At 70.0% G+C, this 25038-nt stretch carries 22 protein-coding genes; 11 read left to right on the forward strand and 11 right to left on the reverse strand.

Annotation, left to right across the window (positions count from 1 at the left end; genetic code table 11):
• The first annotated feature begins 12 nt into the window (after nucleotides 1-12).
• The 7 genes from C468_RS14970 to C468_RS15000 all read left to right on the forward strand — a co-directional run bounded on the left by C468_RS14970 (nucleotide 13) and on the right by C468_RS15000 (nucleotide 5768).
• Nucleotides 13-1044: a transcriptional regulator TbsP domain-containing protein gene (locus C468_RS14970; RefSeq protein ID WP_008849746.1), complete on the forward strand. Its 1032-nt coding sequence runs from the start codon at nucleotides 13-15 to the stop codon at nucleotides 1042-1044.
• Nucleotides 1045-1069: 25 nt separating this feature from the next.
• Complete coding sequence (locus C468_RS14975) at nucleotides 1070-2191, forward strand: pyridoxal phosphate-dependent aminotransferase (protein ID WP_008849747.1); 1122 nt, start codon at nucleotides 1070-1072, stop codon at nucleotides 2189-2191.
• A gap of 130 nt (nucleotides 2192-2321) precedes the next feature.
• Nucleotides 2322-3524 carry a methionine adenosyltransferase gene (locus tag C468_RS14980; RefSeq protein WP_008849748.1) on the forward strand — a complete coding sequence of 401 codons (1203 nt, stop codon included), beginning with the start codon at nucleotides 2322-2324 and terminating at the stop codon, nucleotides 3522-3524.
• An 83-nt stretch (nucleotides 3525-3607) separates the two neighbouring features.
• A complete protein-coding gene (locus C468_RS14985; protein WP_008849749.1) occupies nucleotides 3608-4060 on the forward strand; it encodes a DUF5804 family protein in 453 nt (150 codons plus the stop codon).
• Nucleotides 4061-4174: 114 nt separating this feature from the next.
• Nucleotides 4175-4867 (forward strand): hypothetical protein, encoded by a 693-nt coding sequence (locus C468_RS14990; RefSeq protein WP_008849750.1) that lies wholly within the window; start codon nucleotides 4175-4177, stop codon nucleotides 4865-4867.
• Between the two features lie 64 nt (nucleotides 4868-4931).
• Entirely contained in the window at nucleotides 4932-5348 is a 417-nt protein-coding gene (locus C468_RS14995; protein WP_008849751.1) for a hypothetical protein, read from the forward strand.
• A 93-nt stretch (nucleotides 5349-5441) separates the two neighbouring features.
• Nucleotides 5442-5768 carry a DUF5789 family protein gene (locus C468_RS15000; protein ID WP_008849752.1) on the forward strand — a complete coding sequence of 109 codons (327 nt, stop codon included), beginning with the start codon at nucleotides 5442-5444 and terminating at the stop codon, nucleotides 5766-5768.
• A 35-nt stretch (nucleotides 5769-5803) separates the two neighbouring features.
• On the opposite strand, the gene C468_RS15005 is transcribed toward C468_RS15000, so the two are convergent.
• Entirely contained in the window at nucleotides 5804-6106 is a 303-nt protein-coding gene (locus C468_RS15005; protein ID WP_008849753.1) for a PRC-barrel domain-containing protein, read from the reverse strand.
• Between the two features lie 194 nt (nucleotides 6107-6300).
• Here C468_RS15005 and C468_RS15010 point away from each other — a divergent pair, with 194 nt between their 5' ends.
• Nucleotides 6301-9378: an FAD-binding and (Fe-S)-binding domain-containing protein gene (locus tag C468_RS15010; protein WP_008849754.1), complete on the forward strand. Its 3078-nt coding sequence runs from the start codon at nucleotides 6301-6303 to the stop codon at nucleotides 9376-9378.
• Between the two features lie 84 nt (nucleotides 9379-9462).
• Here the strand turns inward: C468_RS15010 and C468_RS15015 are convergent, their stop codons facing one another.
• Nucleotides 9463-10464: a DUF5787 family protein gene (locus C468_RS15015; RefSeq protein ID WP_008849755.1), complete on the reverse strand. Its 1002-nt coding sequence runs from the start codon at nucleotides 10462-10464 to the stop codon at nucleotides 9463-9465.
• A gap of 55 nt (nucleotides 10465-10519) precedes the next feature.
• On the reverse strand, nucleotides 10520-10966 hold the full coding sequence (locus C468_RS15020) for a bis(5'-nucleosyl)-tetraphosphatase (protein WP_008849756.1): 447 nt from the start codon (nucleotides 10964-10966) through the stop codon (nucleotides 10520-10522).
• A 205-nt stretch (nucleotides 10967-11171) separates the two neighbouring features.
• Here C468_RS15020 and C468_RS15025 point away from each other — a divergent pair, with 205 nt between their 5' ends.
• Nucleotides 11172-11504: an uS10/mL48 family ribosomal protein gene (locus tag C468_RS15025; protein ID WP_008849757.1), complete on the forward strand. Its 333-nt coding sequence runs from the start codon at nucleotides 11172-11174 to the stop codon at nucleotides 11502-11504.
• A 169-nt stretch (nucleotides 11505-11673) separates the two neighbouring features.
• Nucleotides 11674-12954, forward strand: a complete 1281-nt coding sequence (locus tag C468_RS15030; RefSeq protein ID WP_008849758.1) for an amidohydrolase — start codon at nucleotides 11674-11676, stop codon at nucleotides 12952-12954.
• Between the two features lie 51 nt (nucleotides 12955-13005).
• Here C468_RS15030 and C468_RS15035 read toward each other — a convergent pair whose 3' ends face one another.
• The 7 genes from C468_RS15035 to C468_RS15065 form a co-directional block, all read right to left on the reverse strand.
• Nucleotides 13006-15210 carry a HAMP domain-containing methyl-accepting chemotaxis protein gene (locus C468_RS15035; protein ID WP_008849759.1) on the reverse strand — a complete coding sequence of 735 codons (2205 nt, stop codon included), beginning with the start codon at nucleotides 15208-15210 and terminating at the stop codon, nucleotides 13006-13008.
• Between the two features lie 251 nt (nucleotides 15211-15461).
• Nucleotides 15462-16832 (reverse strand): geranylgeranyl reductase family protein, encoded by a 1371-nt coding sequence (locus C468_RS15040; protein WP_008849760.1) that lies wholly within the window; start codon nucleotides 16830-16832, stop codon nucleotides 15462-15464.
• A 133-nt stretch (nucleotides 16833-16965) separates the two neighbouring features.
• Nucleotides 16966-18012, reverse strand: a complete 1047-nt coding sequence (locus tag C468_RS15045; protein ID WP_008849761.1) for an ABC transporter permease — start codon at nucleotides 18010-18012, stop codon at nucleotides 16966-16968.
• Nucleotides 18005-19306, reverse strand: a complete 1302-nt coding sequence (locus tag C468_RS15050; protein ID WP_008849762.1) for an ABC transporter permease — start codon at nucleotides 19304-19306, stop codon at nucleotides 18005-18007. The genes C468_RS15045 and C468_RS15050 overlap by 8 nt, the downstream gene beginning before the upstream one ends.
• Nucleotides 19303-20907, reverse strand: coding sequence for an ABC transporter ATP-binding protein (locus C468_RS15055; RefSeq protein ID WP_008849763.1), 1605 nt, complete (start codon nucleotides 20905-20907; stop codon nucleotides 19303-19305). The genes C468_RS15050 and C468_RS15055 overlap by 4 nt, the downstream gene beginning before the upstream one ends.
• A gap of 141 nt (nucleotides 20908-21048) precedes the next feature.
• On the reverse strand, nucleotides 21049-22131 hold the full coding sequence (locus tag C468_RS15060) for a BMP family lipoprotein (RefSeq protein WP_008849764.1): 1083 nt from the start codon (nucleotides 22129-22131) through the stop codon (nucleotides 21049-21051).
• A 229-nt stretch (nucleotides 22132-22360) separates the two neighbouring features.
• Nucleotides 22361-23812, reverse strand: coding sequence for a phosphoglucomutase/phosphomannomutase alpha/beta/alpha domain I (locus C468_RS15065; RefSeq protein ID WP_008849765.1), 1452 nt, complete (start codon nucleotides 23810-23812; stop codon nucleotides 22361-22363).
• Nucleotides 23813-23928: 116 nt separating this feature from the next.
• Between C468_RS15065 and C468_RS15070 the strand changes: the two genes are divergently transcribed.
• Entirely contained in the window at nucleotides 23929-24207 is a 279-nt protein-coding gene (locus C468_RS15070) for an acylphosphatase (protein WP_008849766.1), read from the forward strand.
• A gap of 38 nt (nucleotides 24208-24245) precedes the next feature.
• On the opposite strand, the gene C468_RS15075 is transcribed toward C468_RS15070, so the two are convergent.
• Nucleotides 24246-24707, reverse strand: a complete 462-nt coding sequence (locus C468_RS15075) for a hypothetical protein (RefSeq protein ID WP_049912268.1) — start codon at nucleotides 24705-24707, stop codon at nucleotides 24246-24248.
• Nucleotides 24708-25038 lie beyond the last annotated feature (331 nt).

Consider the following 25038-nt stretch of genomic DNA (forward strand, 5'->3'; position numbering starts at 1 on the left):
GCCACAAAGCGTATGATCCCGCCGACGAACGGGGACGGCTCCTCGGATACCGAGAGCGACGCCCCCTCCGAAGTCACCGCCGCGCTCGACGAGGTCGACGAGGGGCTCGACGACGCGGTCGAATCGGCGCTCGCCGGGCGGGCCGAGGTCGTCGCCGTCGGCGTCCCCCTCGGGCTCCTCCCGCCGGTCCTCGCGGCCCGGGAACGGACCGAGGACGACGCGCCGTGGCGGATCGCCTGCCGCCCGGGCGTCGCCGACGTGCTCGGTCGCGCGTTCGTCCTCGGCACCGAGGTCGCCGAGGCGGTCGCAGAGGGCGCGGTCGAACTGCGAACGGCGGCCGCCCTCCGGACCGAGGCGGAGGGCGCCGACTCCGAACGGCTCCTGTTCGCGACCCCCGACCGCGTCGACGCGGTCGCCGGTCCGGAGGGAACGCGGACGCTCGTGTCGGAGGAGGCGCCGGAGCGCGCCGCGCCCGCCGCCCGGGCGGTGCGCGAGCGGTTCGCGGCGGCGGCGCCCGCGTCGGTCGACATGCCCCCGCGAAGCCGCCTGGTCGCGGCCGCCCGCGAGGCGCTCGACGACCGGTTCGCGGACGACGTGGCGGCCGCGCTCGACGCTCTACCGTACGGCGCGGTCGGGCGGAGCGGCGCGGTCACCGACCGGACGCTCCTCGTCGCGATGGCGGCGCGCCACGACCACCTGCTGTGGGACCTCCGGCGGTGGATCGGCGACGAGTCGGACGCGGGCGGCGGAAGCGGCGACGTGGGCGTCGGGATCGCCGCCGGACAGGACCTCACCGCCGACCGGCGGGCCCTCGTGCGGCGCGGCCTGATCGAGGCGATCAAGGTGCCCGCGGGCGACGGCCGTCCGCAGCTCCGGCTCCGCGCGGTCGACGACGCGCTGCTCCGTGCGAGACCGGAGGAGGTGCTCAGCGTGCTCCGCGGCCGGTTCGCGCTCCCGGTCGACGGGGACGGCCGGATCCGGGGACCGGCCGGGCGCGACGAGCGGCGGCCGGTGTGGGAGCGGGCGCGACGTGACAAGAACTAACTCCCGGCGGCGCCCCCGAACGGGTATGCCGAACTTCTCCGACAGGGTCGAGCGGATCTCCATCAGCGGGATCCGCGAGGTGTTCGAGGCGGCCGGCGACGACGCGATCAACCTCGGGCTCGGGCAGCCGGATTTCCCGACGCCGGACCACGCGCGACGGGCCGCGGTCGACGCCATCGAGTCTGGGAAGGCCGACGCCTACACCGAGAACAAGGGAACCCGGTCGCTCCGCGAGGCGATCGCCGAGAAACACCGGACTGACCAGGGGATCGACCTCGACCCCGGAAACGTGATCGCCACCGCGGGCGGGAGCGAGGCCCTTCACATCGCACTGGAGGCGCACGTCGACGCCGACGACGAGGTGCTGATCCCGGATCCCGGGTTCGTCTCGTACGACGCGCTGACGAAGCTGACGGGCGCCGAGCCGGTCCCGGTCCCGCTGCGCGACGACCTCACCATCGACCCCGCCGCGATCGAGGCGGCGATCACCGACGACACCGCGGCGTTCGTGGTAAACTCGCCCGGCAACCCCACCGGGGCGGTCTCCTCCGAGGAGGACGTGCGCGAGTTCGCGCGGATCGCCGACGAGCACGACGTGCTCTGCGTCTCCGACGAGGTGTACGAGTACACCGTCTTCGACGGGACGCACCGCTCGCCGGTCGAGTTCGCCGAGACCGACAACGTCGTCGTGGTCAACTCCGCCTCGAAGCTGTTCTCGATGACGGGTTGGCGGCTCGGGTGGGTGTACGGCTCCGCGGAGCGCGTGGAGCGGATGCTGCGCGTCCACCAGTACGCGCAGGCCTGCGCCTCGGCGCCGGCCCAGTACGCCGCCGAGGCCGCGCTGCGGGGCGACCGGGAGGTCGTCGGCGAGATGACCGCCTCCTTCGAGCGGCGCCGCGACCTCCTCCTCGACGGCTTCGACGACATCGGGATCGACTGCCCGACGCCGCAGGGCGCGTTTTACGCGATGCCGCGGGTCCCCGAGGGGTTCGTCGACGAGTGTCTCGACCGCGGCGTGGTCGTCGTGCCCGGCGAGGCGTTCGGCGAGGGCGGGCGCGGCCACGCCCGGATCTCGTACGCGACCGACGAGAGCGAGCTCCGCGAGGCGCTCGACGTGATGGCGCAGGCCTACGAGGCGTCGACGTAGCCGCGCGGCGGGCGGTCGCCACGCGGTCGCGAAATACTGGCAACACCTGCCAAACGATAACTGAAGAGCATTAGCCGGTCGCGGGAGGTTTCCGCAAGTTATACTGCCGCCGGCCAAGTACCGAAGCGTAATGGACCGGAACATTCAGGTCAGCCGCCTCGATCGGCGAGCGGTCGAGGACCAGGAGGTCGAGATCGTCGAGCGGAAGGGTATCGGACACCCGGACTCGATCTGCGACGGTATCGCGGAGTCGGTGTCGCGGGCGCTCTCGCAGCTTTACTTGGACCGCGTCGGGAAAGTGCTTCACTACAACACCGACGAGACGCAGCTGGTGGCCGGTCGCGCCGCGCCCGCCTACGGCGGCGGCGAGGTCGTCGAGCCGCTCTACGTGCTCATCGTCGGGCGCGCCACGAAGGAGTACGAGGGAGCGCAGATCCCCGTCGACTCGACCGCGCTGGCGGCCGCCCGCGACTACCTCTCCGAGGCGATTCCGGAGCTCGAGTACGGCACCGACGTGGTCGTCGACGTGAGGCTCGGCGAGGGGTCGGGCGACCTGCAGGACGTGTTCGGTGAGGAGACACAGCAGGTGCCGATGTCGAACGACACCTCCTTCGGCGTCGGCCACGCCCCGCTGACCGAGACGGAGACCATCGTCCACGAGGCCGAGCGCGAGCTCAACACGACCTACCACGCCGACCACCCCGAGCTCGGGCCGGACGTGAAGATCATGGGGAAACGCGAGGGCGACCGGATCGACATCACCGTCGCGGCCGCGATGGTCGACCGGTACGTCGACGACCTCGACGAGTACGACGACGCCGTCGAGAACGTCCGCGAGTTCGTCACCGAGCTGGCCGAGGCGCGCACGGACCGCGAGGTCCACGTCGACGTCAACACCGCCGACGACTACGAGGAGGGATCGGTGTACCTCACCGTCACCGGCACCTCCGCCGAGCACGGTGACGACGGCTCCGTCGGCCGGGGGAACCGCGCCAACGGGCTCATCACGCCGAACCGCCCCATGTCCATGGAGGCGACCTCCGGCAAGAACCCCGTCAACCACATCGGGAAGATCTACAACCTCCTGTCGACCCGGATCGCGGAGTCCGTCACCGAGGAGGTCGACGGGATCCGCGACCTGCAGGTCCGCCTGCTCTCGCAGATCGGACGCCCGATCGACGAGCCCCACGTCGCCGACGCGCAGCTCGTCACCGAGGAGGGGCTGGACATCGACGACATCGAGGAGGAGGTCGTCGCCATCGTCGACGAGGAGCTGGCGAACGTCACCGACGTGACCCGGAGCGTCATCGACGGCGACGTGTCGACGTTCTGAGCCGGGAGGGGCGGCGGCGCGCTTTCGAAGCGGGGAGACGGCCGACCGCAACCGATTTGAGGAGCGGCCGAGTCGGTTCGCGTGTGACGCGGGTGTGTCTCCTCGGCGACCCCGACGTGAACCTCACCTACGAGCTGCTGTCCCGCGAGACGGCCCGGGACGCGCTCGCGACCTACGACATCGAGGAGCCGTACGAGAACAGCGTCGCCGTCGACACCGTGAGCCTCGGCGCGGCGGTGTCGCTTTTGAACGACCTCAACTGGTACCTCGTCCGCTTCGCCGACGAGGCGCTCGTCCGCGAGCCCTCGGTCTCCGCCGACGAGTGGCTCTCCCGCGACCTCGCCCGCGAGGTGCGCGACGGCGCGGTCCCGCCCGAGGAGACCGACCAGCGCCTGAAGGTGTTCGGGCTCGTCGACGGCAGACCGGTCGAGCCCCTCTACGTTCGCCGGACGCAGGGCGAGACGCCCGAGTACGACCTCCGCGACGTCGACGAGACGGTGATCGTCCGGGTGAGCGAGTCGGAGTTCTCGGGGTAGGTCGGGGGTGGCTCGCGGTGCCTCGGTGTCTTGTGGTGGCTCGGCGTCTCGGAGGGCCCGCGCTTCCGCCGGAGACGGGTTAAAAAGGATCCGGGCCGAACACGGGGTATGGGAATGAAAGCTGACGGCGACGCGAACCTCCACGAGATCGATCGCTTCGGCCGGGGCGTCGGCTGGATCGCGTACCCGGACGAGGCGATGGAGCGGGCGAGCCACGCGGTCGCGGTCCCGAACGAGGAGACCGAGACGGACGACGTGTGGGTGTTCGACCCGGTCGACGCCCCCGGGCTCGACGACCTCCTCGCGGACCTCGGTACGGTCGCAGGCGTCGTGATCGGCCTCGACCGCCACAAGCGCGACTGCGCGGCGATCGCGAACCGACACGACGTCCCCGTCTACGTCGCCGACTGGATGACCGGCGTCGCGAGCGAGCTCGACGCGCCCGTCGAGCGCTTCGGCTCGCGGCTGGCGGACTCGGGGTTCGAGGCGTTCCGGATCCGGGACTCGTCGGTCCCGCCGTGGCAGGAGGTCGGGTTCTTCGACGGCGAGACGCTGATCGTCCCCGAGTCGCTCGGCTCCGCGTCCTACTTCCGGGGCGCTCGCGAGCGAATCGGCGTCCACCCGATGCTTCGGCTGACGCCGCCGACCGAGGCGCTCTCCGGGCTGAACCCGGAGCGGGTGCGCGTGGGTCACGGCGTCGGCGTCGACGAGCGGGCCGCCCTCGCCGTCGAGGACGCGCTCTCCGGCTCGCGGCGAAAGGCGCCCGGGCTGTACGCGAAGACCCTCCGGTCGGCGATCGGGATCTGACCGTGATGAGCGTCGCCCCCTGTCCGTCGGCGTCCGGCTCCCGACCGACGAGCCCCGCCCGCCCGTGATCCACGTCACGCGCGATCTGTTGACGGTGCTGCTCGAGCGGGCCGCCGAGCGCGACCCCGACGCGACGAGCCTGCGTCTCTCGGCCACGCGCGCCGGCGAGTTCGACGACGATACCGGCCTCGACCCGGCGACCCCGGTGTTGACCCACTTCACGCCCTCGGGGGTCGGCGGGTCGGTGAACGCCGTGTTCGGCGTCGACATCGGGATTCCCGCCGATCGGGGCGGCGCGCGCTTCGTCTCGCACCCGGACGGGTTCCTCGGCGTGTCGAAGACGGACGACCTCGCGGCGGTCGTGCTGGTGGCGGTCCCGCCGTACGACGACGACGCGGTGGCCGCGTTCGACCGCGCCGGCGACGGGATCGAGCTGGCGGCCCTCGACGCGGCGCCGCCCGAGGAGTCGCTCCCGGAGTGAGCGCCCGCGGCGCCGATCGGGTCCGGATCGACCGGCCAGCCGCCCGCGCTCCGAGCATGGGTTTCAAACGTCCCGAGCGAGTAGCAGGTCGCAATGGCAGCACGCCCACCCGGCGGCGGCGGATCCTCGGAGCCGGACGCGATCGAGTTCGGCATCGCCGTGCTCGACGAGCGGATCGAGGAGGCGGACGTGTCGTTTCCGGCGACGGCCGACGAGCTCCGCGACGCCCTCGGCGACCGCGAGGTCCCCTACGACGCCAAGGGGCGGACGATCGCGCTCGGCGAGGCGCTCGATCAGGTGCCGCAGACCCGGTTCGAAAACGAGACGGAGTTCCTCGACGCGTTGTATCCGGTGTTCGACCGCAAGCGGCGGGAGGGCGGCGGGTTCCTGACGAGCCTGCGAGACGCGCTTCCGTTCTGACGCCGCGAGCTCCTCGGCCGCCCGGCGTTCGGCCGCTAGACCTCGACTTCCGCCTCGGTCTCTGACTCGTCGCTTCCCGTGTCGAGGCGCTCGATGATGTCGTTTATCAGCACGACGTCGCCGACGGCCCGGACCCAGCGGTACGGGACGATGACGCCCGTGTTCCCGCCGACGCGGCCGGCGAACAGCTGGTGGTTGAGCTCCGCGAGCGCGAGCCCGGTCACCGTCTGCGCGTCCAGGTCCAGCCGCACGTCCTCGATCTCGCCGACGAAGACGCCGTTGTTCGAGTACACCTCGCGACCGACGAGAGACGTGATCTCCTCCGGAGCAGCGTTCATATGCGATACGGTCACGAGCGCGCCTAATAAGCGTTCGTTGTCGAACGACGCCCGTCAGACGGGACCCGCGGGGTTCCCGCCGCTCTCACAGCGACGGTCCGCCCGCTCCGGGTACCCCCGCACCCCGGGAGGGCGGGTTCCCAGGGTTCGACGACGGGGGGAGGTTTTTCACGGTTCGACCGTGAGGAATTTGCATGGCGACACACACGCCGGACCCGGATCCGCGGGACGGGGGAGACTTCGACTACACTGGCGGCGCGGTAGAGCGACCGGACCTCGTGGACGCGTTGGAGGGCCGGGTCGACGGAGACGTGCGGTTCGACGAGTACTCGAAGCGGCTGTACGCCACCGACGCCTCGGCGTACGAGGTCACGCCGATCGGGGTCGTGGTCCCGGAGTCGACGGCGGACGTGGCCGCGGTCCACGAGTACTGCTACGAGGAGGGGATTCCGGTGTTGCCCCGCGGGGGCGGCACCTCGCTCGCGGGCCAGACGGTCAACGAAGCGGTCGTCCTCGACCTCACCGACTCGATGGACGGGGTGCTGTCGACGGACCCGGGCGCGGGGACCGCCCGGGCGCAGGCGGGGGCGTACGTCGGCGACCTCAACGCCGCGGTCGAGCCCCACGGACTGAAGTTCGCGCCCGACCCGGCGTGGCGCGACAAGTCCGCGCTCGGCGGGGCGATCGGCAACAACTCCACGGGCGCCCACTCGCTGAAGTACGGGAAGACCGATCATTACGTCGAGGAGCTGGAGGTCGTGCTCGCGGACGGGACGGTGACGACGTTCGGATCGGTCGCCGTCGAGGAGCTCCGGGAGTCCGCGGACCCCGACGCCGACGACCTCCTCCCGCGGATCCACGCGGAGATCGTCCGGATCATCGACGAGAAGGCCGACGCGATCGACGAGCGCTTCCCGGAGATGAAGCGGAACGTCTCGGGCTACAACCTCGACCGCCTGCTCGCCGAGTACCGCGGCGAGTACGGCGAGGAGGGAGTGGTCAACCTCGGCCGGCTCATGGCGGGCAGCGAGGGGACGCTCGCGACGGTGACGGAGGCGACGGTCTCGCTCGTCGAGATCCCGGAGACGAAGGCGGTGGCGCTGCTCACCTACGACGACCTCCTCGACGCGATGGAGGACGTGGCGCCGATCCTCGACCACGACCCCGCCGCCGTCGAGGTGATGGACGACGTGCTCCTCGGGCTCGCCGCCGACACCCCGGAGTTCGAGGACGTCGTCGGGATGCTGCCCGACGGCACCGACTCCGTCCTCCTCGTGGAGTTCTACGCCGAGACCGACGCGGAAGGCAAGCGGAAGGTGGCGGACCTGATCGCGGACCGGGTCGGCGACGAGGGCGCGGCCGACGCGGTCGTCCCCGAGACCGAGGTCGAGCCGCGGGAGGGCGCCGCCGACATCACGGCCCAGCCGCGACGCGCGGTCGACGCGATGGAGGCGCACGACCCGGAGCAGCGCGACCGGTTCTGGAAGATGCGCAAGGCCGGGCTCCCGATTCTCCTGTCGCGCACCACCGACGAGAAGCACATCTCCTTCATCGAGGACTGCGCCGTCCCGCCGGAACACCTCCCCGAGTACACCCGGGAGTTCCAGGAGATCCTCGACGACAACGACACCTTCGCGACGTTCTACGCGCACGCCGGCCCCGGCGTGCTCCACATCCGCCCGCTGATCAACACGAAGGCGGTCGACGACGTGGACGCGATGGTCGACATCGCCGACCGCGTCACCGACGCCGTGGTCCGGCTCGGCGGGTCGGTGTCTGGCGAGCACGGCGACGGCCGCGCCCGGACCCAGTGGAACCGGAAGCTGTACGGCGACGACCTCTGGGACGCCTTCCGGGACCTGAAGACCGCGTTCGACCCCGACTGGCTGCTCAACCCGGGGAACGTCTGCGGCGACTTCGACATGGGCGAGAACCTCCGGTTCGACTCGGAGTACGAGTACGACGCCGGCTTCGACCCCGCGATGCAGTGGGCGATCGACAACGGGATGCAGGGGATGGTCGAGCTCTGTCACGGCTGCGGCGGCTGTCGCGGCCCGCAGGAGACCACCGGGGGCGTGATGTGCCCGACCTACCGCGCCTCCGAGGAGGAGATACAGGCGACGCGCGGCCGGGCGAACATGCTCCGCGGGGCGATCAGCGGCGAGCTCCCGGACGACCCGACCGACGACGAGTTCGTCACCGAGGTGATGGACCTGTGCGTCGGCTGTAAGGGCTGTACGAAGGACTGTCCGAGCGGCGTCGACATGGCGAAGCTCAAAGCCGAGGTCGAACACGCCCACCACGAGGAACACGGGATCGACCTCCGCACGCGGCTGCTCGGGAACTTCGAGCGGTTGGCGCCGATCGGCTCGGCGCTCGCGCCGCTGTCGAACGTCCCCGGGAAGCTCCCCGGTGCCGGCCTCCTCGCGGAGAAGGTCCTTGGGATCGCCAAGGAGCGCGAGCTCCCCACGTTCCGCTCTGAGAGCCTGACGGACTGGTTTGAGGCCCGCGGCGGCGCCGGCGTCCCCCGCGCCGAGGCCGACCGCGACGTGCTGCTGTTCCCAGACGTGTACACCACCTACACGAATCCCGGCGCGGGGAAGGCCGCGGTCAGGGTGTTGGAGGCCGCGAACTGCCACGTCCGTATCCCTGACGTGGACGGAAGCGGGCGCCCCCCGCACTCGAAGGGGATGCTCGACGAGTCCAAGAAGGCCGCCGAGGCCGCCGTGGAGACGCTCGCGCCGGACGTGGCCGACGGCTGGGACGTGGTGGTCGTCGAGCCCACCGACGCCGTGATGCTCCAGTCCGACTACCACGACCTGCTCGACGGCGGTGCCAGCGACGTGCCCGACGCCGACGTGGCGACCGTCTCGGAGAACACCTACGGGGTCATGGAGTACGTCGACGCCCACCGCCTCGACGAGGACATCGACCTCGACGCGCCCACGGAGTCGCTCACCTACCACGGCCACTGCCACCAGAAGGCGACGAAGAAGGACCACCACGCGGTCGGCGTGCTCCGGCGCGCGGGGTACGGCGTCGACCCGCTCGACTCCTCCTGCTGCGGGATGGCCGGCTCGTTCGGCTACGAGGCCGAGCACTACTCGATGAGCAAGGCGATCGGCCGGATCCTCTTCGATCAGATCGACGAGAGCGACGGCGACGAGGTCGTCGCGCCGGGCGCGTCCTGCCGGAGCCAACTGAAGGAGCGCGACGGCGGCGCCCCCGAGCCGCCGCACCCGGTCGAGAAGCTGGCGGCGGCGCTGGCGTAGGCGGTCGGTCCGGGCGCCGGCGCTGGCGTAAGCGGTCGGTCCGGGCGGCGGGGCCGGCCTAGGCGGTCGGTCCGAACGCCGGGGCTACTCGGTGTCGCCCTCGGCGGCCCGATCGCGCTCTCGCTCTCGCCGCCGGCCGAGGACCAGTTCGAGTCCCTTCCCGGGCCCGCCCTCGATCGGCCACCCCTTGGTGCGCCACTGTGGCGGTTCGGGCGAGAACGACGGGCACGAGCCCGAGCACTCCCGCGCGGTCGGGACCTTCTTTTTCGCCGCGCAGTACGGGACGATCGCCCGCCCGTCGCGGCGGAGCTCGAAGTGGCGGCAGTCCGGCCGCATCGTGTCGGCGAAGGAGCGCCACCCCTTCCCGTAGGCGCGCTCGGCGATCTCCAGTCGGTGGGTTACCGCCTCCGGGTCTCGGCGCTCGCCTTCCGCGGGCGTCAGGTCGCTCGGGTGCCACGCCACCTCGGCCGCGTCGGCGTCGACGCCCCCTGAGAAGTCCGTCGCGAGGATCCCAGCCTCGACCGGCATCTCGCGGAGGAGGGCCGGTTCGACGCGCTCGCCGGTCGTCTCGGTCGCGACCCACGCCTCGTCCGCGAGCGCGGTCTCGACGTCGTGCGCGAGCTGGTCGGCGAGCCGGTCGGCCGCGGAGCGGTCTAGGTCCGGCTTGTTCTCGATCGCGACGATCCGGTCGACCCAGTCCGGGTACGGCCGCACGCGGCGGAGCTGGATGCGGTTGTTCCGCCGGCGCTTCTCGATCAGGTCGCGGCCCGCGGCGCGGTGGACCGCCTGTCGGACGTAACGCCACGGGTAGCCCGGGTGCGGGAGCGCGTCGCGGTACCACGCCCACTCGGCGGGCGCGTGGCGCACGACGTGGAGGAGGTCGGAGTCGATGGTCCGGTCGCCGAACGCGCGGCGGGCCGCGAACGCGACCGGGTCGACCTCGATCACGACGGTGTCCCAGCGGCGCGCCTCGGTGCCGAGCTGACGGGCGACGATCGCCGGGCGCGGCGCTTCGCCGGGGCGCCACGCCAGCTCGGCGTACCGACAGACCAGGAGTTCGTAGCCGAACTCGGCGTCCGGGGTCACGGTTCGGGTAGTCGACGCTGGTATAAAAAACGAGCCGCCGCGTGTCGCCCGGCGGTCAGATGTACTCGCCGGTGTCCTCGTCTTTCCGCTCGTCGAGGTACTCGTGGGCGTCTTCGAGGATGTCGCGGGGCCCGTTCTGGGTGATCGTGTTGAGGGCCTGATCGTAGTCGCGCCACTGCAGGTCGCGGTGTTCGTTCGAGATCTCCGCGCTCGCCTCGAACGAGCGGGCGATGAACAGGTGCACCGTCTTGTGGATGGTGTTGCCGTTCGCCTCGAACACGTAGTCGTACTCCTTGCGGAAGCCGTCGATCAGCCGGAAATCCTCGATTCCGGCCTCCTCCGACACCTCCCTGATCGCCGTCTGCTGGAGCTCCTCGTCCCCCTCGACCCCGCCTTTGGGGAACTCCCAGTCCCCCGGCCGGCTCTTCAGGAGTAAGTACTCCCGTTCGCCGCGGGTGTCGCGGAAGAGGATGGCTCCAGCGCTGGTCGCTTCGACCGTCATTAGCGTCAGGTAAGCCACCACCCCTAAAGAGGGTGTCGGAGTCGCGAACGCACCGGCCGTTACGGCCCTCTTCGGCCGATCTGCGCCCCGTTAGTCGCCAACCGCCGCGGTTTTTATACGGCACGCTCGCCGGTGGATGTTGCGTCGCGTTCGCGGTAGATGCGTTTTTACTCCTCGGGCTACCATCCACGGACGACCCCCAGCCATGACCTTCGTCACGAAACTCTCGTTCGCGTCCGGCGACCGCGACGTGCTCGCCGAGACGGTTCAGGAGCTCAAATCGACGCTCGAACGAAAGGGCGCGGAGTGTAAGGGCCCGCACGCCACGCCCGCCGAGACCGTCCGTGTCCCCCTTTATAAACAGCTCCGCGCAGGCGACGAGTTCTCGCCGTGGACCTACGACGTGTACAAGCGTTCGATGGAGATCCACGGGGCGGACGACATCGCCCGCGAGGTCGTCGGTCGCGACTTCTCCGACTCGATACACGTCGAGGTCGAGGTCGACCAGAAGAAGCCGCTCGGTCACCGGCGGGACTGAGCGGACCGACCCGACGTGACTGACCGGACCGACCCGACGTGACTGACCGGACCGACCCGACGTGACTGACCGGACCGACCCGACGCCGATGCGTCGCCCTCCGCCGTCGACTCCCGGCGTCGGTGCCCGCCACGCGACCTTTTAAGCGCGTCCGCGGCCACCGACGCTCATGAGCGCCCTCGACGACGACGCGTACCGCGCGTTCCGCCGCGACCTGCACCGCCACCCGGAGCCCGCGTGGTGCGAGTTCTACACCACGGCCAGAATCGTGACCGAACTCCGCGAGCGCGATCTCACGGAGCTGTACGTCGGCCCGGACGCGCTGGCGACCGATGACCGCATGAACGTCCCCGACGACGAGGCGCTCGCCGAGTGGGAACAGCGGGCCCGCGACGCCGGCGCGGACCCGGAGATCGTCGACCGGCTCTCGGGCGGCTACACCGGCTGCGTCGCGGTCGCCGAGCGCGGCCCCGGCCCGGTGATCGGGCTCCGAGTCGACATCGACGCGCTCCCGGTGACCGAGTCCGCGGACGCGGACCACGTCCCCGCCGCCGAGGGGTTCCGCTCGGAGCGCGAGGGGTACATGCACGCCTGCGGCCACGACGCGCACGCGACGATGGGGCTCGGGACCCTCGACGCCGTCCTCGACTCCGACTTCTCCGGCACGCTCAAGCTGTTCTTCCAACCCGGCGAAGAGCAGGTGGCGGGCGGCAAGCCGATGGCGGAGTCGGGCCACCTCGACGACGTGGACTACCTTTACGCGGTCCACGTCGGCTTAGATCACCCCTCGGGCGAGGTCGTCTGCGGCGTCGACGGCTTCCTCGCCGTGCGTCACTTCCTCGCGGAGTTCACGGGCGAGCCGGCGCACGCCGGCGCGCGCCCCGAACGGGGCCGCAACGCGGTGCAGGCGATGGCGGCGGCGGTCCAGAACCTCTACGCGATCCCCCGGCACGCCGACGGGCCGACGCGGGTGAACGCGGGGCTCGTCGGCGGCGGCACGGCGACGAACGTCATCCCCGAGGAGTCGCTCGTCGAGGGCGAGCTCCGCGGCGCGACGACGGAGCTGGCCGACTACATGTCCGACCACGCCGACCGGATCCTGGAGTCGGCCGCGGAGATGCACGACTGCGAGGTCGACGTCTCGACGAAGGGGGAGGCCCCGAGCGCGACGAGCGACGACGCGCTCGCCGGGGTCGTCGGCGAGGTCGCCGGTGAGACCGACGGCGTCACCGAGATCGTCGACCGCGCCGACCTGGGCGGCTCCGAGGACGCCACCTACTTGATGCGGTCGGTCCAGAAGCGCGGCGGGCTCGCCTGCTACGTCGGCGTGGGGACCGACCACCCCGGCGGCCACCACACGAGCACGTTCGACGTGGTCGAAGGCGACATCGCGGTCGGGATCGACGTGCTCTCCGGGGCGATTCGGCGCGTCGCCGAGACCCGGCCCTGACGGACCACCGGCCTCGAGTTCGAGGCGAGGCCCGAGAGCCGCTGCGGCCGATCACTCGTCGGTGCTATCGGCGAGTTCGTCGGGGGTCTCGAAGCCCCCGTCTGCGGCTGTGGAAGCGCGTGCTTGGGCCTCGGGCACGCCGATCGCCTGCGTCTCGAACCCGGACACCTGATCGTCGAGGTCACCCGCCAACGCGGAGAGCTCTTGGACGCTCTCCGACGTTTCACCGAGCGATGCGGTCTGCTCTTCCGTGGCGGCCGAGACGGTGCTCGCTTCCGCCGCGGTCTGTTGACTCACGCTGGCCACTTCGTCGATCACCGAGACGACCTCCTCGGTCGAGGCGGCCTGATCGTCGGTGGCGTCGCTGATCTCTCGGATCCCGCGCTCGGCCTCCTGCACGGCGTCCGCGATCTCGTCGAACATCTCGATAGCGTTCTCGATCGTCTCCGACCCGCGCTCGACGCGCTCGCTCATCTGCTCCATTCCCGCGACCGTCTCCGTCGTACTCGCTTGCGCGTTCTCGATGCGCTCTTCGACGGCGGCGGTGGCCTCTGACGCCTCCTCGGCGAGCGATTTGACTTCCGAGGCGACGACGCCGAACCCCTCGCCGGCCTCTCCCGCACGCGCCGCCTCGATCGATGCGTTGAGCGCCAGAATATTCGTTTTCTCGGCGATTCCGGTGATCATCTCGACGATGTCACCGATCGCTTCCATCTCTCCTTCGAGCGCCTCGACCTGTGCGCCCGCCTCGTCGGCCCGCGTCTCGATCGACTGGATCTCCTCGGTCGCCTCCGCGGCGTACTCCCGGCCTTCGTCGCCTTGCTCGACAGCGGTTTCTGCGGTCGCGGCCACTTGGTCGGTCGAGGACGCGATTTCCTCGACGGTGGCCGACATATCGTTCATCTCATTGGCGACTTCCTGCAGGTTCTCGCTCTGCGTGTCCGCCCCGCGAGAGATCTCCTCGACGGATCCGGCGACCTGCTCGCTGGCTTGCTCGATCTCTTCGGTGGTCTGTGTGACCGTTTCGCTCGACGTCGCGACGCGGCCCGCGATGTTCTTGACGGTCTCCACGCTGTCGCCGAGGCGGTCGATCCCGTCTTCGAGGTCGGCCAGCACGCTCCCGTAGGTCCCGGGGTAGTCGGTGTCGATCTCCTGCGCGAGGCGGCCCTGTTTTAACCCCTCACTCGCCGCGGAAATCTGTGCGAAACTCTCCGAGAGCCGTGTCGTTCCCGTCGCGAGGTCCTCGAGGACGGCGCCGTACTGACCGGGCCGGTCGGTGTGGACGTCGCCGTCGAGCACGCCCTCCTGAAGGTCACCGCTCACCTGCTGGATCGCCCCGAAACTCGCGGCGAGCTCGTCCGCACCCGCTTCAAGATCCGCTATCGTCTCGCCGTACCGGCCGGGGTATTCCGCCTCGAACTCCCAGCCGAGGTCGCCCTTTTTAAGTCCTCGGCTGGCGGTCCCGATCTGGGCGAACACGCCTCCCAGGTTCTCCTGCATTTCGGTGAACGCGTCGACCATGCGCCCGATTTCGTCGCTCTCGACGTGGGGGTCGATCTCGTTGTTGAGGTCCCCGTTGCTGATCGCCACAAGGCCCTCGGACAGCTGCGTGATCGGCGGCGTGACGCGACCGGCGACGAACAGGCCGATCAGAATTGCCACGATGAACGCGCCGACGGTCAAGCCGAGAACGGTCTGCTGTGCGGTTTGCGTCGTGCTGTCCGCCGCGGCGACCGACGCCTCCTTGTCTTCGACCGCCAGCTGTTCGAGCGCGGTCGCCGTCTCTTTGGTCTCGACGACGATCGAGTCAAGCTCGTCGCTTTCCGCGCGCGCTCGCTCTGTGTCACCGGCCTGCACGGCAGCGAAGAGGTCCTGGGCGATCGCGGAGTACTCCTCGTGTTGCTCCAGCAGCGCGTCGAACTCGGTCTGTTGTTGGTCTGTCAGGTCCTGTCGCGTCATCGTCGCCGCCCACTCGTCGAATTCCGCTCCGGCCGCCTCGAACTCGGCCTGTGACCCGTCTTCTCCGAGGAGCGCGGCGTGGACGGCGACTTGTTGCTCTTCGACGGCGACCAGCATTTTCATCGACGCCTCAATCTGGTCGGCATCGGCAGAAATGACGTGTGCCTCGGTATCAACGGAGTCAACGGCTTGGTATCCCACTGCTCCGGTGACGCCCACCAGCAGCGCCACGAGGACGAAGGCGATGATCAGTTTCGGTCGCAGGTCCAACCGGTCGATAGCAATCATATCCATCATAAATCAAAATTTTTATAATACATATAAATAGGCTCCTGCCAAAGTATCGCCGGAGATAAACAAGCAATCGACTCAGAGATCGGGTGATTCCGTGCGATAAGCCTCCGCTCCGCGGTTAATTCTGTGCTATCACCTACCCCGAGGTGTCTCCAGTTGATGGTTGCCACACGGGAGCACACGGCAGACCCGGACGCGGAACCAGATAGATCGATGAGGTGGACGGTCTCGGAGAACAGCGATCGAAACCCGACTCAGTACTTCGCGTCGGCGCCCGTCGTCTCGTAGATCCGGTCCATGATCGCGTCGCGCTCGCCCGTCCAGTTCGCCATCGCGGCGGGGCTGGTGGGGTACGACCCGTAGTGGTCGAGCAGCTCGTCGGCGAGCGTCTTCGTCTGGTAGAAGTTCCGGATCGTCCCCCAGTAACCGAAGCTCTTGACCGCCGCCTTCAGCTTCAGCCCGAAGGACATCGAGGTCGACCCCTCGTACAGCGCCTCCGCGAGCTTCTCGCCCGGCAGCGCCGCGAGCAGGCCCATCAGGTCGTCGACGTCCACCGCGGTCGCGAGCACGTTGTACACGTCGAGGCCCGCGTACCGGCCGCCGAAGTGGTCCATCACGCGGGTGTTGTACCGCCAGAGGTTCTCCTCGCTCACGTCGCCGTCTGAGACCGCCTTCACCGCCTGCTCGCCGGCGTACTTCCCGGCGTACGCCGCGCCGGCGATGCCGCCACCTGTGGTCGGGTTTACGTGACCCGCTGCGTCGCCGACCGCCATGTACCCCGGCGCGACCGCCGAGTCGTACGGACGGCGGGTGGGGAGCGCGGCGCCGAGCTTGTCCGTGACCTCCGCGCCCTCGAACTCGGGGCGGTTCCGGAGGTCGCGTTTCAGCGCCTCGACGAGCTGCATCGGCTCTTCGTTCATCTGGAAGCCGAGCCCGGCGTTGATCTCCGTGCTCGTGCGCGGGAAGTACCAGAGGTAGCCCGCGGCGCGGTCGGTCGCCTTGAACACGAGCGCGTCGTCCCACTCGACCGGCTCGGGGACCTCGACGATCTCGCGGTACGCCGAGCAGAACTGCGAGTAGCGGACGTTTGTGTCGAACGTCGTCCCCTCGAAGTCCGCCTTGTCCTGGAGCAGAGACAGCGACCCGGCACCGTCGATGACGAGGTCCGACTCGTAGGTGACCGGGTCGCCCTTACGCTTGGCGCGCAGCCCGGTGACCCGGCCGTCACCGGCCTGGACCACGTCGTTGATCACGGTGTCGTAGTGGAAGTCGACGCCGGCGTCCTCCGCGCCCGCGATGATCCGCCGCCCGTACTCCCAGCGGTCGATGACGGCGAGTTCGCCCGGGACGGGGATCTCGAGGACCGTGTCCTCCTGCGGGATCTCGAAGCGCCCGTGGTCGACGCCGGTGTTCGTGAACGCTGGCTCCAACCGCTCTTTCGGGATCGCCTCCGGGAAGGCGTCGGCGCCCTTCAGCGCGTCGCCACAGGCGATGTGCCCCGCCTCCTCCGCGTCCTTCCGCTCGACGATGACGACGTCGAGCCCCTCGTTCGCGATCGTCGCGGCCGCGTAACAGCCGGCGGTCCCGGCGCCCGCCACGACGACGTCGTACTCGTCGATGCTCATACCACGTCTGTGGTCGCCCCTGTGGCAAAACTCTTTGTTCCCGATTCGGTCGCCTGTGGGGCGACACGAGCCGCGTCGGCCGCCGAGCGCGGCGGCGGTCGCGGGCGTCAGCCCGCCGGGCGGGCGGTCCGTCTCAGTCCTCGGTCTCGTAGTGTTCGCCGGCGGCCTCGGGGATCTGGGTCCGACCGACCAAGGCGAGCACGACGATCACGACGACGTACGGGATGGTCTGGACCAGCGTGTCCGGAACCGCGTAGCCGAGCTGCTGGAGCCGGATCTGCATCGCGTCGAGGCCGGCGAACAACACGCCCGCGCCGAGCGTCCCGATCGGGTTGTAGTTGCCGAACAGGTACGCGACGATGGCGATGAACCCCTTCCCCTGAACCATCGTTTCGCCGGAGCCGACGAACTGGCCGATCGACAGCGCCAACGCCGAGCCGCCGACCCCGGAGAGGACGCCCGAGAGGAGGACGCCGGCGTAGCGCACCTTCGAGACGGAGACGCCGACCGTGTCGAGCGCCTTCGGGTTCTCGCCGGCCGCACGGAGATGCTTCCCGAAGGCGGTCTGGTTCAGCAGCCACCACGAGCCGACCGTCGCGAGGAGCACCAGGGTCGCGGAGTAGTGCCACCCGACGCTCACGCCGAGGTTCGGCGTGTTGACGCCGCCGAAGAACACGGTCGACATGAACGGCGCGAGCCCCAGCGCGATGAGCCAGACGGCCAGTCCGGCGATGATCTGGTCGGCCTTGAACTCGATACAGACGACCGCGAACACCGCCGCCAGGAACGTCGACGCGGCGATCCCGGCGAGGAACGCGACGCCGAGTGCCGGGATGCCGAGAACGGTGTTTCCGACGCCAACGACCGACGCGGCGTACACCGAGATGAACGCCGAGATGATGAGCAGCCCCTCCAGTCCGATGTTGATGACGCCCGACTTCTCGGCGAAGATACCGCCGAGCCCGGCGAGCACGATTGGCGCCGCGAGCCGCGCCGTCGACGCCCCGGTGCTCGTCGAGAAGACGATGCCGGAGAAGTCACCGAAGACCGAGTCCGGGAACGCGATCCCGAGCACGCCGAGCAGCACGACCGCGCCGACGGTGCCGACGAGTAACGAGCGCAGGTAGTCCGACTCGATCACCCCGCCGAGGACCGCGGTCGGCGAGAGGGGATTACGCATCGGTCTCACCCCCGTCGCCGCCGGCGGTCTCCTCCGGTCCCGTCGACACCGCGCCGCCGGCGCCGCCGGCGACCCCGGTGTACCGCCCGATCATCCGGAAGAACTCCGGCATCGCCACGAACAGGATGATGAGCCCGCGCAACACCGCGACGAGTTCCGTGGGGACGTCCGTCCGGAAACCGATCTCCAAGGCGCCGCCCTTCAGAATGCCGAAGAGGAACGCCGCCGGCAACACGCCGATCGGGTTGTTGCCGGCGAGGATCGAAACGGTGATCCCGTCGAAGCCGAGGTCCGGGATCGACGCCATCCACCGGCCCTCGGACATCAGCACCCACACCGAGCCGCCGATACCGCCGAGCGCGCCGGACAGCGTCATCGCCCGCACGGTCGTGAGCTTCGCGTTCACGCCGCCGTACTCTGCCGCGGCGGCCTGGACGCCGCTCGTCCGGAGGTCGTACCCGACCGAGGTGTGCTCGACGAAGTAGTAGAGCGCGCCGATGAAGGCGACCCCGACGAGCAGCGCGAGCAGCGCGAAGTCGCTGGACGGGGGGAAGAGCCACGGGCGGAACTGCGCGTACTCCGGGACGTACCGGGTCGCGACCACGGAGGAGCCCTCGGCGCGGAACACCTCCAACACGAGCACGTAGGCGACGTTCGCGGCGACGAAGTTGAGCATGATCGTCGTGATCACCTCGTTGGCGTCGGCGTACGCTTTGAGCGCGCCGGGTATCGCCCCCCAGATCCCGCCGCCGACGGCGCCGGCCGCGGTCCCGACGCCGATCAGCACGACCCCGGCGATGGGACCGGCCGGAAGGAGGGGCGCGAGCGCCAACACCGTGAGCGCGGTCGCGAGCGCGCCGACGACGAGCTGTCCCTGCGTCCCGATGTTGAACAGGCCGGCGCGGAAGGCGACCGCGACGGACAGCCCCGTGAAGATCAGGAGCGTCGTCTCCGAGAGCGTCAGCCCCAGCGAGAGGTTGAACGGCGTCCACCCGGCGTTGAACAGCCCGGGCTCGCCGACCGCGAACGGGTAGCCGAGCGCCCCGTTGAACAGCACGACGTACACCTCGACCGGGTTATAACAGAAGCCGAGCCCCGTGAACGGCATCGTCCAGGCGGCGGTCGAACACTGCGCGATCCGCCCGGAGACGAGCACGAGCGCAAAGCCCACGGCGATCGAGAGGAGGATCGCGGCGACGCTGATGACGAGCCGCTCTGCGACGCTCCGGTCGACGAACGGCGCGACCAGTCGAGCGAGAACGGAGGGCGTCCGGTCAGCGTCCGGGTCGCTCACGCGTCCACCTCCTCTCCGCCGGCGGTCGATCCGTCGATCCCGTCGCCCGCGTCGTCGTGGAGCGCCGCTCCCTCGACGGAGTCGTCGTCGAGCGACTCGCCGGCCATCAACAGGCCGATCTCCTCTTCGGTCACGGTCGAGGGGTCGACGACCCCCGTGAACGATCCCCCGTGCATCACCGCGAGCCGGTCCGAGAGCCCTTGGACTTCGTCGAGCTTCGAGGAGACCAGGAGGACGGCTTTCCCCTCGGACCGCAGTTCGAGCAGCCGGTCGTGGAGGAACTCCGTCGACCCGATGTCGACGCCGCGAGTCGGGTGGGTGGCGACGACGAGCTCCGGGTCGCGTTCGAACTCGCGGCCGACGATGAACTTCTGTTGGTTACCGCCCGACAGCGACTCGGCCTCCGCGTCGGCGTCCGGCGGCCGGACGTCGTACTGCTCGATGACGGACTCGGCGTGGCCCCGAGACGCGCCCCAGTCGAGGCGCCCGCCGCGCGCGAACGGCGGGTCGTGTTGGCTGCCAAGGATGCCGTTTTCGACGAGGTCGTACGACATCACCAGCCCGCGCTCCTGTCTGTCCTCGGGGATGAACGCCATCCCGCGGTCGATCCGGTGGCGGCGCGTCTTGCCGACCATCGACTCGCCGCGGTAGCGGACGTCCCCGGACGCCGCGTCCCGTAAGCCGGTGATCGCCTCGACGAGCTGGGACTGACCGTTGCCGTCGACGCCGGCGACTCCCAGAATCTCGCCCCCGCGGAGTCGGAAGGAGAGGTCCGAGACCACCTCGACCCCTCGGTCGTCGTCGACACAGAGGTCGGTCACCTCCAGCACGGTGTCGCCCGCGTCCTGCGGCGACGTCGCGGGGTCCATCAACACCTCTCGCCCGACCATCATCTCCGCGAGCTCCTCGCGGGTCACGTCGCCGGAGGCGACCGTCCCGACGTTGACGCCGTCGCGGAGGACCGTGATCTCGTCGGCCGCCGACAGCGCCTCGCCGAGCTTGTGCGAGATGAAGATGATCGTCTTCCCCTGCTCCGTCAGCTCGTCGAAGACGCCGTACAGCTCCTCGACCTCCTGCGGAGTCAACACCGCGGTCGGCTCGTCCATGATGAGCACGTCCGCGCCGCGGTACAGCGCCTTCAGGATCTCGACCCGCTGCTGCTCACCGACCGAGATGTCCGCTATCTTCGCGTCCGGGTCCACGTCGAACCCGTAGCGTTCGCTCAGTTCGACGACCGCCTCGCGGGCGGCCTCCCTGTCGACGCGCAGCCCGCCCCAGGTCGTCGGCTCGTTACCTAACACGACGTTCTCCCACACCGTCATCGGGTCGACCAGCATGAAGTGCTGATGTATCATGCCGACGCCGGCGTCGATCGCGTCTCGCGGCGAGTCGAACGACTGCGGCTCGCCGTCGAGGCGGACGGTCCCCTCTGTCGGCTCGTAGAGGCCGTACAGCACGTTCATCAGCGTGGTCTTTCCGGCCCCGTTCTCGCCGAGCAGGGCGTGGACGCTCCCGCGCTCCACCGCGAGATCCACGTCGTCGTTCGCGACGACCCCCGGGAATCGCTTCGTGATGCCGTCCATGTGGACCGCCGGGTTCATTCACCCGTAACTCCGCGTCGGAGCCTAAAAGAGCGCGGATTCCGAGCTAACGCGCTCCGTCGTGTATCTCGTCTGACCAGAGCTACAGGAAAGTTCCGCCAACGGGGGTTCGATCTCGAGGCCGCGTCAGCGGCGCCGCGTTTAGTCGGTGGTCTCCGGGACTTCGATGTTCCCGGCGATGATCTCGTCGCGCGCGTCCGCCACCGCGGTCGTAATCTCGTCGGGCACTTCGCCGCCGATCTGGTCGCCGTAGACGCACTCGACGCCGTTGGAGTCCAGGCCGAGCGCCGTCGTCGACCCGCCCTGGTGGTCGTCGTCGATGACGTTCGAGATCGACTCGTACACCGCGGTGTCGACGCGCTTCACCATCGAGGCCAGGATGATGTCGGAGAACGACTCGTTGGAGACCGACTGGTCCTGGTCGACGCCGAAGGCGAACCGCTCCTCCTCCTGTGCCGCCTGGAACACGCCGACGCCCGTCGCGCCCGAGGCGTGATATACGATGTCGGTTCCGCCTTGGTACATCGACAGCGCGGCCTCTTGACCGCCCGAGGGGTCCGCGTAGCTACCGACGTAGCTCGTGGTGACGTTGACGTCTTCGGAGACGTATTCGACGCCGGCCTCGTAGCCGGCCTGGAACCGGCGGATGACCGGGCTGTCGACGCCGCCGACGAAGCCGACTTCCGCCGAGTCAGTGTCGGTGGACCCCGCGCCCGCGGAGAAGTCCATCTGCGTCAGCTCCGCGGCGAGCACGCCCATCAGGAACGAGCCCTCGTGCTCGCGGAACAGGTAGCTCGCGACGTTCGGCTCCTCGACCACGGTGTCGACGATCATGAAGTCCTGATCGGGGTACTCGGGCGCGGTCTGAGAGAGCGCGTCACCCTGGTTGAACCCGATGGTACTGACGAGGTCGTACGCCGGGTCCGTCGACCCGGCGTACTGCTGTTGGAACTGCTCGAACTCGCCGGCGCCGTCGGGCTCCGACTCGTCGTACGCGATACCGAACTCCTCCTCGGCCTGGAAGATGCCCTGCTGGGCGGCGTCGTTGAACGAGTTGTCGCCCAGTCCGCCGTCGGAGTAGACGATGCCGACGCGCGCCGGAACGTCGCCGTCGCCGCCGTCGCCGCCGTCGCCGCTCGGGCCGCCGCTACAGCCGGCGAGGCCGACGAGGCCAGCCGCGCTTGCCGCCTTGAGGAACCGCCGCCGATCGAAGTCGGATGCCATGTCACCTACAAGGGAGTGGGTACGCGGCATAAATTCGTCGCTCTTCTCGCCCCGGCGTTGCACGTTCGCGCACTCCAACTGAACTGGAATCGACGATTAGCCGTGATCGACTGGGGGTCGTCCCCACGTTCGTGGTATATCAGGAACGATCAGGCGGGATTCAGTGACGCGCGTGGCGCGCCCTGCCGCCGCGGACGGTGACCCGCCTCGGCGACGCAGCGTGGCGACGCTACTCGGCCGCGGCGACCGCGTCCTCGACGACGGCCTCGACGCTCGCGACCAGTTCGTCGACCTCGTCGCTCTCGGCGTACACGCGCACGTACGGCTCCGTCCCCGAGGGACGCACGAGCGTCCACGACGCGTCCGGGAACTCCAGCCGGACGCCGTGGTCGGTGTCGACGGTCGCGTCCGGGAAGGCGTCCGGCAGGGCCGTTTCCAGCCGGTCCATCGCATCAGCCTTCGCCCCGTCCGGGCAGTCGACGCTGACCTTGCGGTACGGGCGCTCCGCGATCGGTTCGCGGAGCGCGTCCAGCCCCGACTCGGCGACGAGCCGGGCGATAACGGCCGCCGAGGCGACGCCGTCGATCCACTCGCCGAAGCCGACGTGGATATGCTTCCACGGCTCGGCGGCGAAGACGACGCGGGTGTCGTCGCCGGCGGCGGCGTCCGCCCGCACCGCGGCGATCCCCTCGTGGAGCGCGCCGAGCCGCACGCGCTCGACACGGCCGCCGGCCTCGCGGACGCGCTCGTCGATCCGGCCCGAGGCGTTCGGCGTCGTCACGACCACCGGGTCGGCGGCGTCGCTCTCGCGGGTGTAGCGCTCGGCGAGCAGCGCGAGGACGGTGTCCTCGTGGACCACGTCGCCGTCGGCGTCGACGATCACGATGCGGTCCGAGTCGCCGTCGTGGCCGATCCCGAAGGCGAACCCCTGAGCGTCGCCGCCGCTCTCGTCGGTGGCGCCCGGGCGACCCGGCCGCTCGACCCCCTCGTTGCTGTCCGCGACGAACGCTCGGAGGTCCCGCAGCGTCTCGGGGGTCGGCTTGCTCCCGCGCCCGGGGAAGTGGCCGTCGACGTTCCCGTTGAGCGTGACGACCTCGGCGCCGAGCTCGCGCAGGACGGCCGGCGTCGCGGGCGCGGACATCCCGTTCCCGCAGTCGACCGCGACCCGGAGGCCGTCGAGGTCGTCCCCGAACCCCGCCGCGTACGCGCGGACCGCGTCGAGGTAGCGGCCGAGGGTGTCGACGCGCTCCGCCTCGGTCCACTCGTCCCACGGCGCGGGCGACTCCTCGGCGGCGACGCGCTCCTCGACGGCGCGCTCGGCCTCCCGGTCGAACTCGCTGCCGTCCCGGAACAGCTTGATCCCGTTGTCGGTCGGCGGGTTGTGCGAGGCCGTGAGCATCACGCCGTACCGCCCCCGCGAGGCGTGGGCGAGCGCCGGGGTCGGCAGCCGCCCGGCGCGAAGCACACGGACGCCGCCGGAGGCGAGCCCCGACTCCATCGCGGCCGCGATCGCCGGGCCGGTCACGCGCCCGTCGCGAGCGAGCACGACCTCGGCGGGTTCGTCTCGGCCAGCGGCCTCTCGTACCTCCGCCGCGACCGCGCGGCCGACGGCCAGCGTGAGCTCCGGCGTCACTCGGGTCTCGGCGCTGCCGCGGATCCCCGCGGTTCCGAACAGGTCCATACCTCCGGTGTCGGTCGGCGAGAGTTAGAAGCCGTCGGTTGCGGGCCGTCGGCGGCGCCGCCGCCTCGCGGCGCGCCCCGCGATTTTTAACTCTCCGGCGGACGCAGCCCCCACCGATGACCGACCGAACGCGAGCACACGTGTACGTCTCGGGGCGCGTGCAGGGCGTCTACTACCGCGCGACGACCCGCGACACCGCCCGGGAGCAGGGCGTCGACGGGTGGGTGCGCAACCTCAACGACGGGCGCGTCGAGGCCGTCTTCGAAGGCCCCGAAGCGGCCGTCGAGGAGCTGGTCGCGTGGTGCGAGACCGGGAGTAAGGCGGCCGACGTCGACGACGTCGACGCGACGTACGAGGCGCCGGAGGGACTGGACGGGTTCGAGGTTCGGTGGTAGGCGGGCGTATTTAGATATCGCCGGCGCGCGACGACGCGCTACGGCACCACCGCGTCGCCCGGCGGGTCCAGCACGCCGAGCTCCTCTAACGCGCGCAACACCACGATCGCCTCGACGACGTCGCGCGCCTCGGTGTAGGGGTCGTCGACGGCGTCGAGCGTCGCCTCGGCCTCCGAAACGAGTCGCGCCTCTAACTCCGTCTGGTCCGTCTCTTCTTTCGTCGCCGACAGCAACGCCTCGTGGTCCTCGCGGAGGTCGAGCGAGACGTGCGCCGCGTTACACCGCGAGAGCGGGTGGGTGTCCATCTCGACCGCGAGATCGCTCACGAGCTCCCAGTCGTCGGCGCAGAAGCGGAGCGTCACCGCGCCGACCACGTCGCGCCAGGAGATCGGGCCGCCGTTGTCCATGAGCCGGATCGCTCGGGGCGGCACCGCGATCCGGGTATGGGTGTCGTCCCGGCCGCACAGGCAACAGGGGGTGTTCTTCAGTCCGGCGTACACGCCGAACTATACGGGTCGGAGAGTGGTGTGCGTTTCGGCGCCGAGAGTCAGCCGCCGGGGAGACAGTGTATAAACGGCGCGAGCGGAACGCCAATTGGATATAAATGAATGCGGTGCGGTGGCGCGTGCCTCCGAGCGGGCCGATGGCCCGCGAGGAGCCCGCGCGAGGGAGTCGCGAACGACGCGGGCGACCGGAGGGAGCCTCGAGTGAGCGACGAGGCTGGGGAGGCGTGAGGCTGCGGCTGTGCGGGGTGGGACTCAAAGGGGCAGTCGCCCTCGCGACTGGGGCTTTGGAGGGTGTCACCGCCGATTCGCGGTTGGCGACTTATAA

It is taken from the genome of Halorubrum kocurii JCM 14978, from assembly GCF_000337355.1.
Lineage (GTDB): Archaea > Halobacteriota > Halobacteria > Halobacteriales > Haloferacaceae > Halorubrum > Halorubrum kocurii.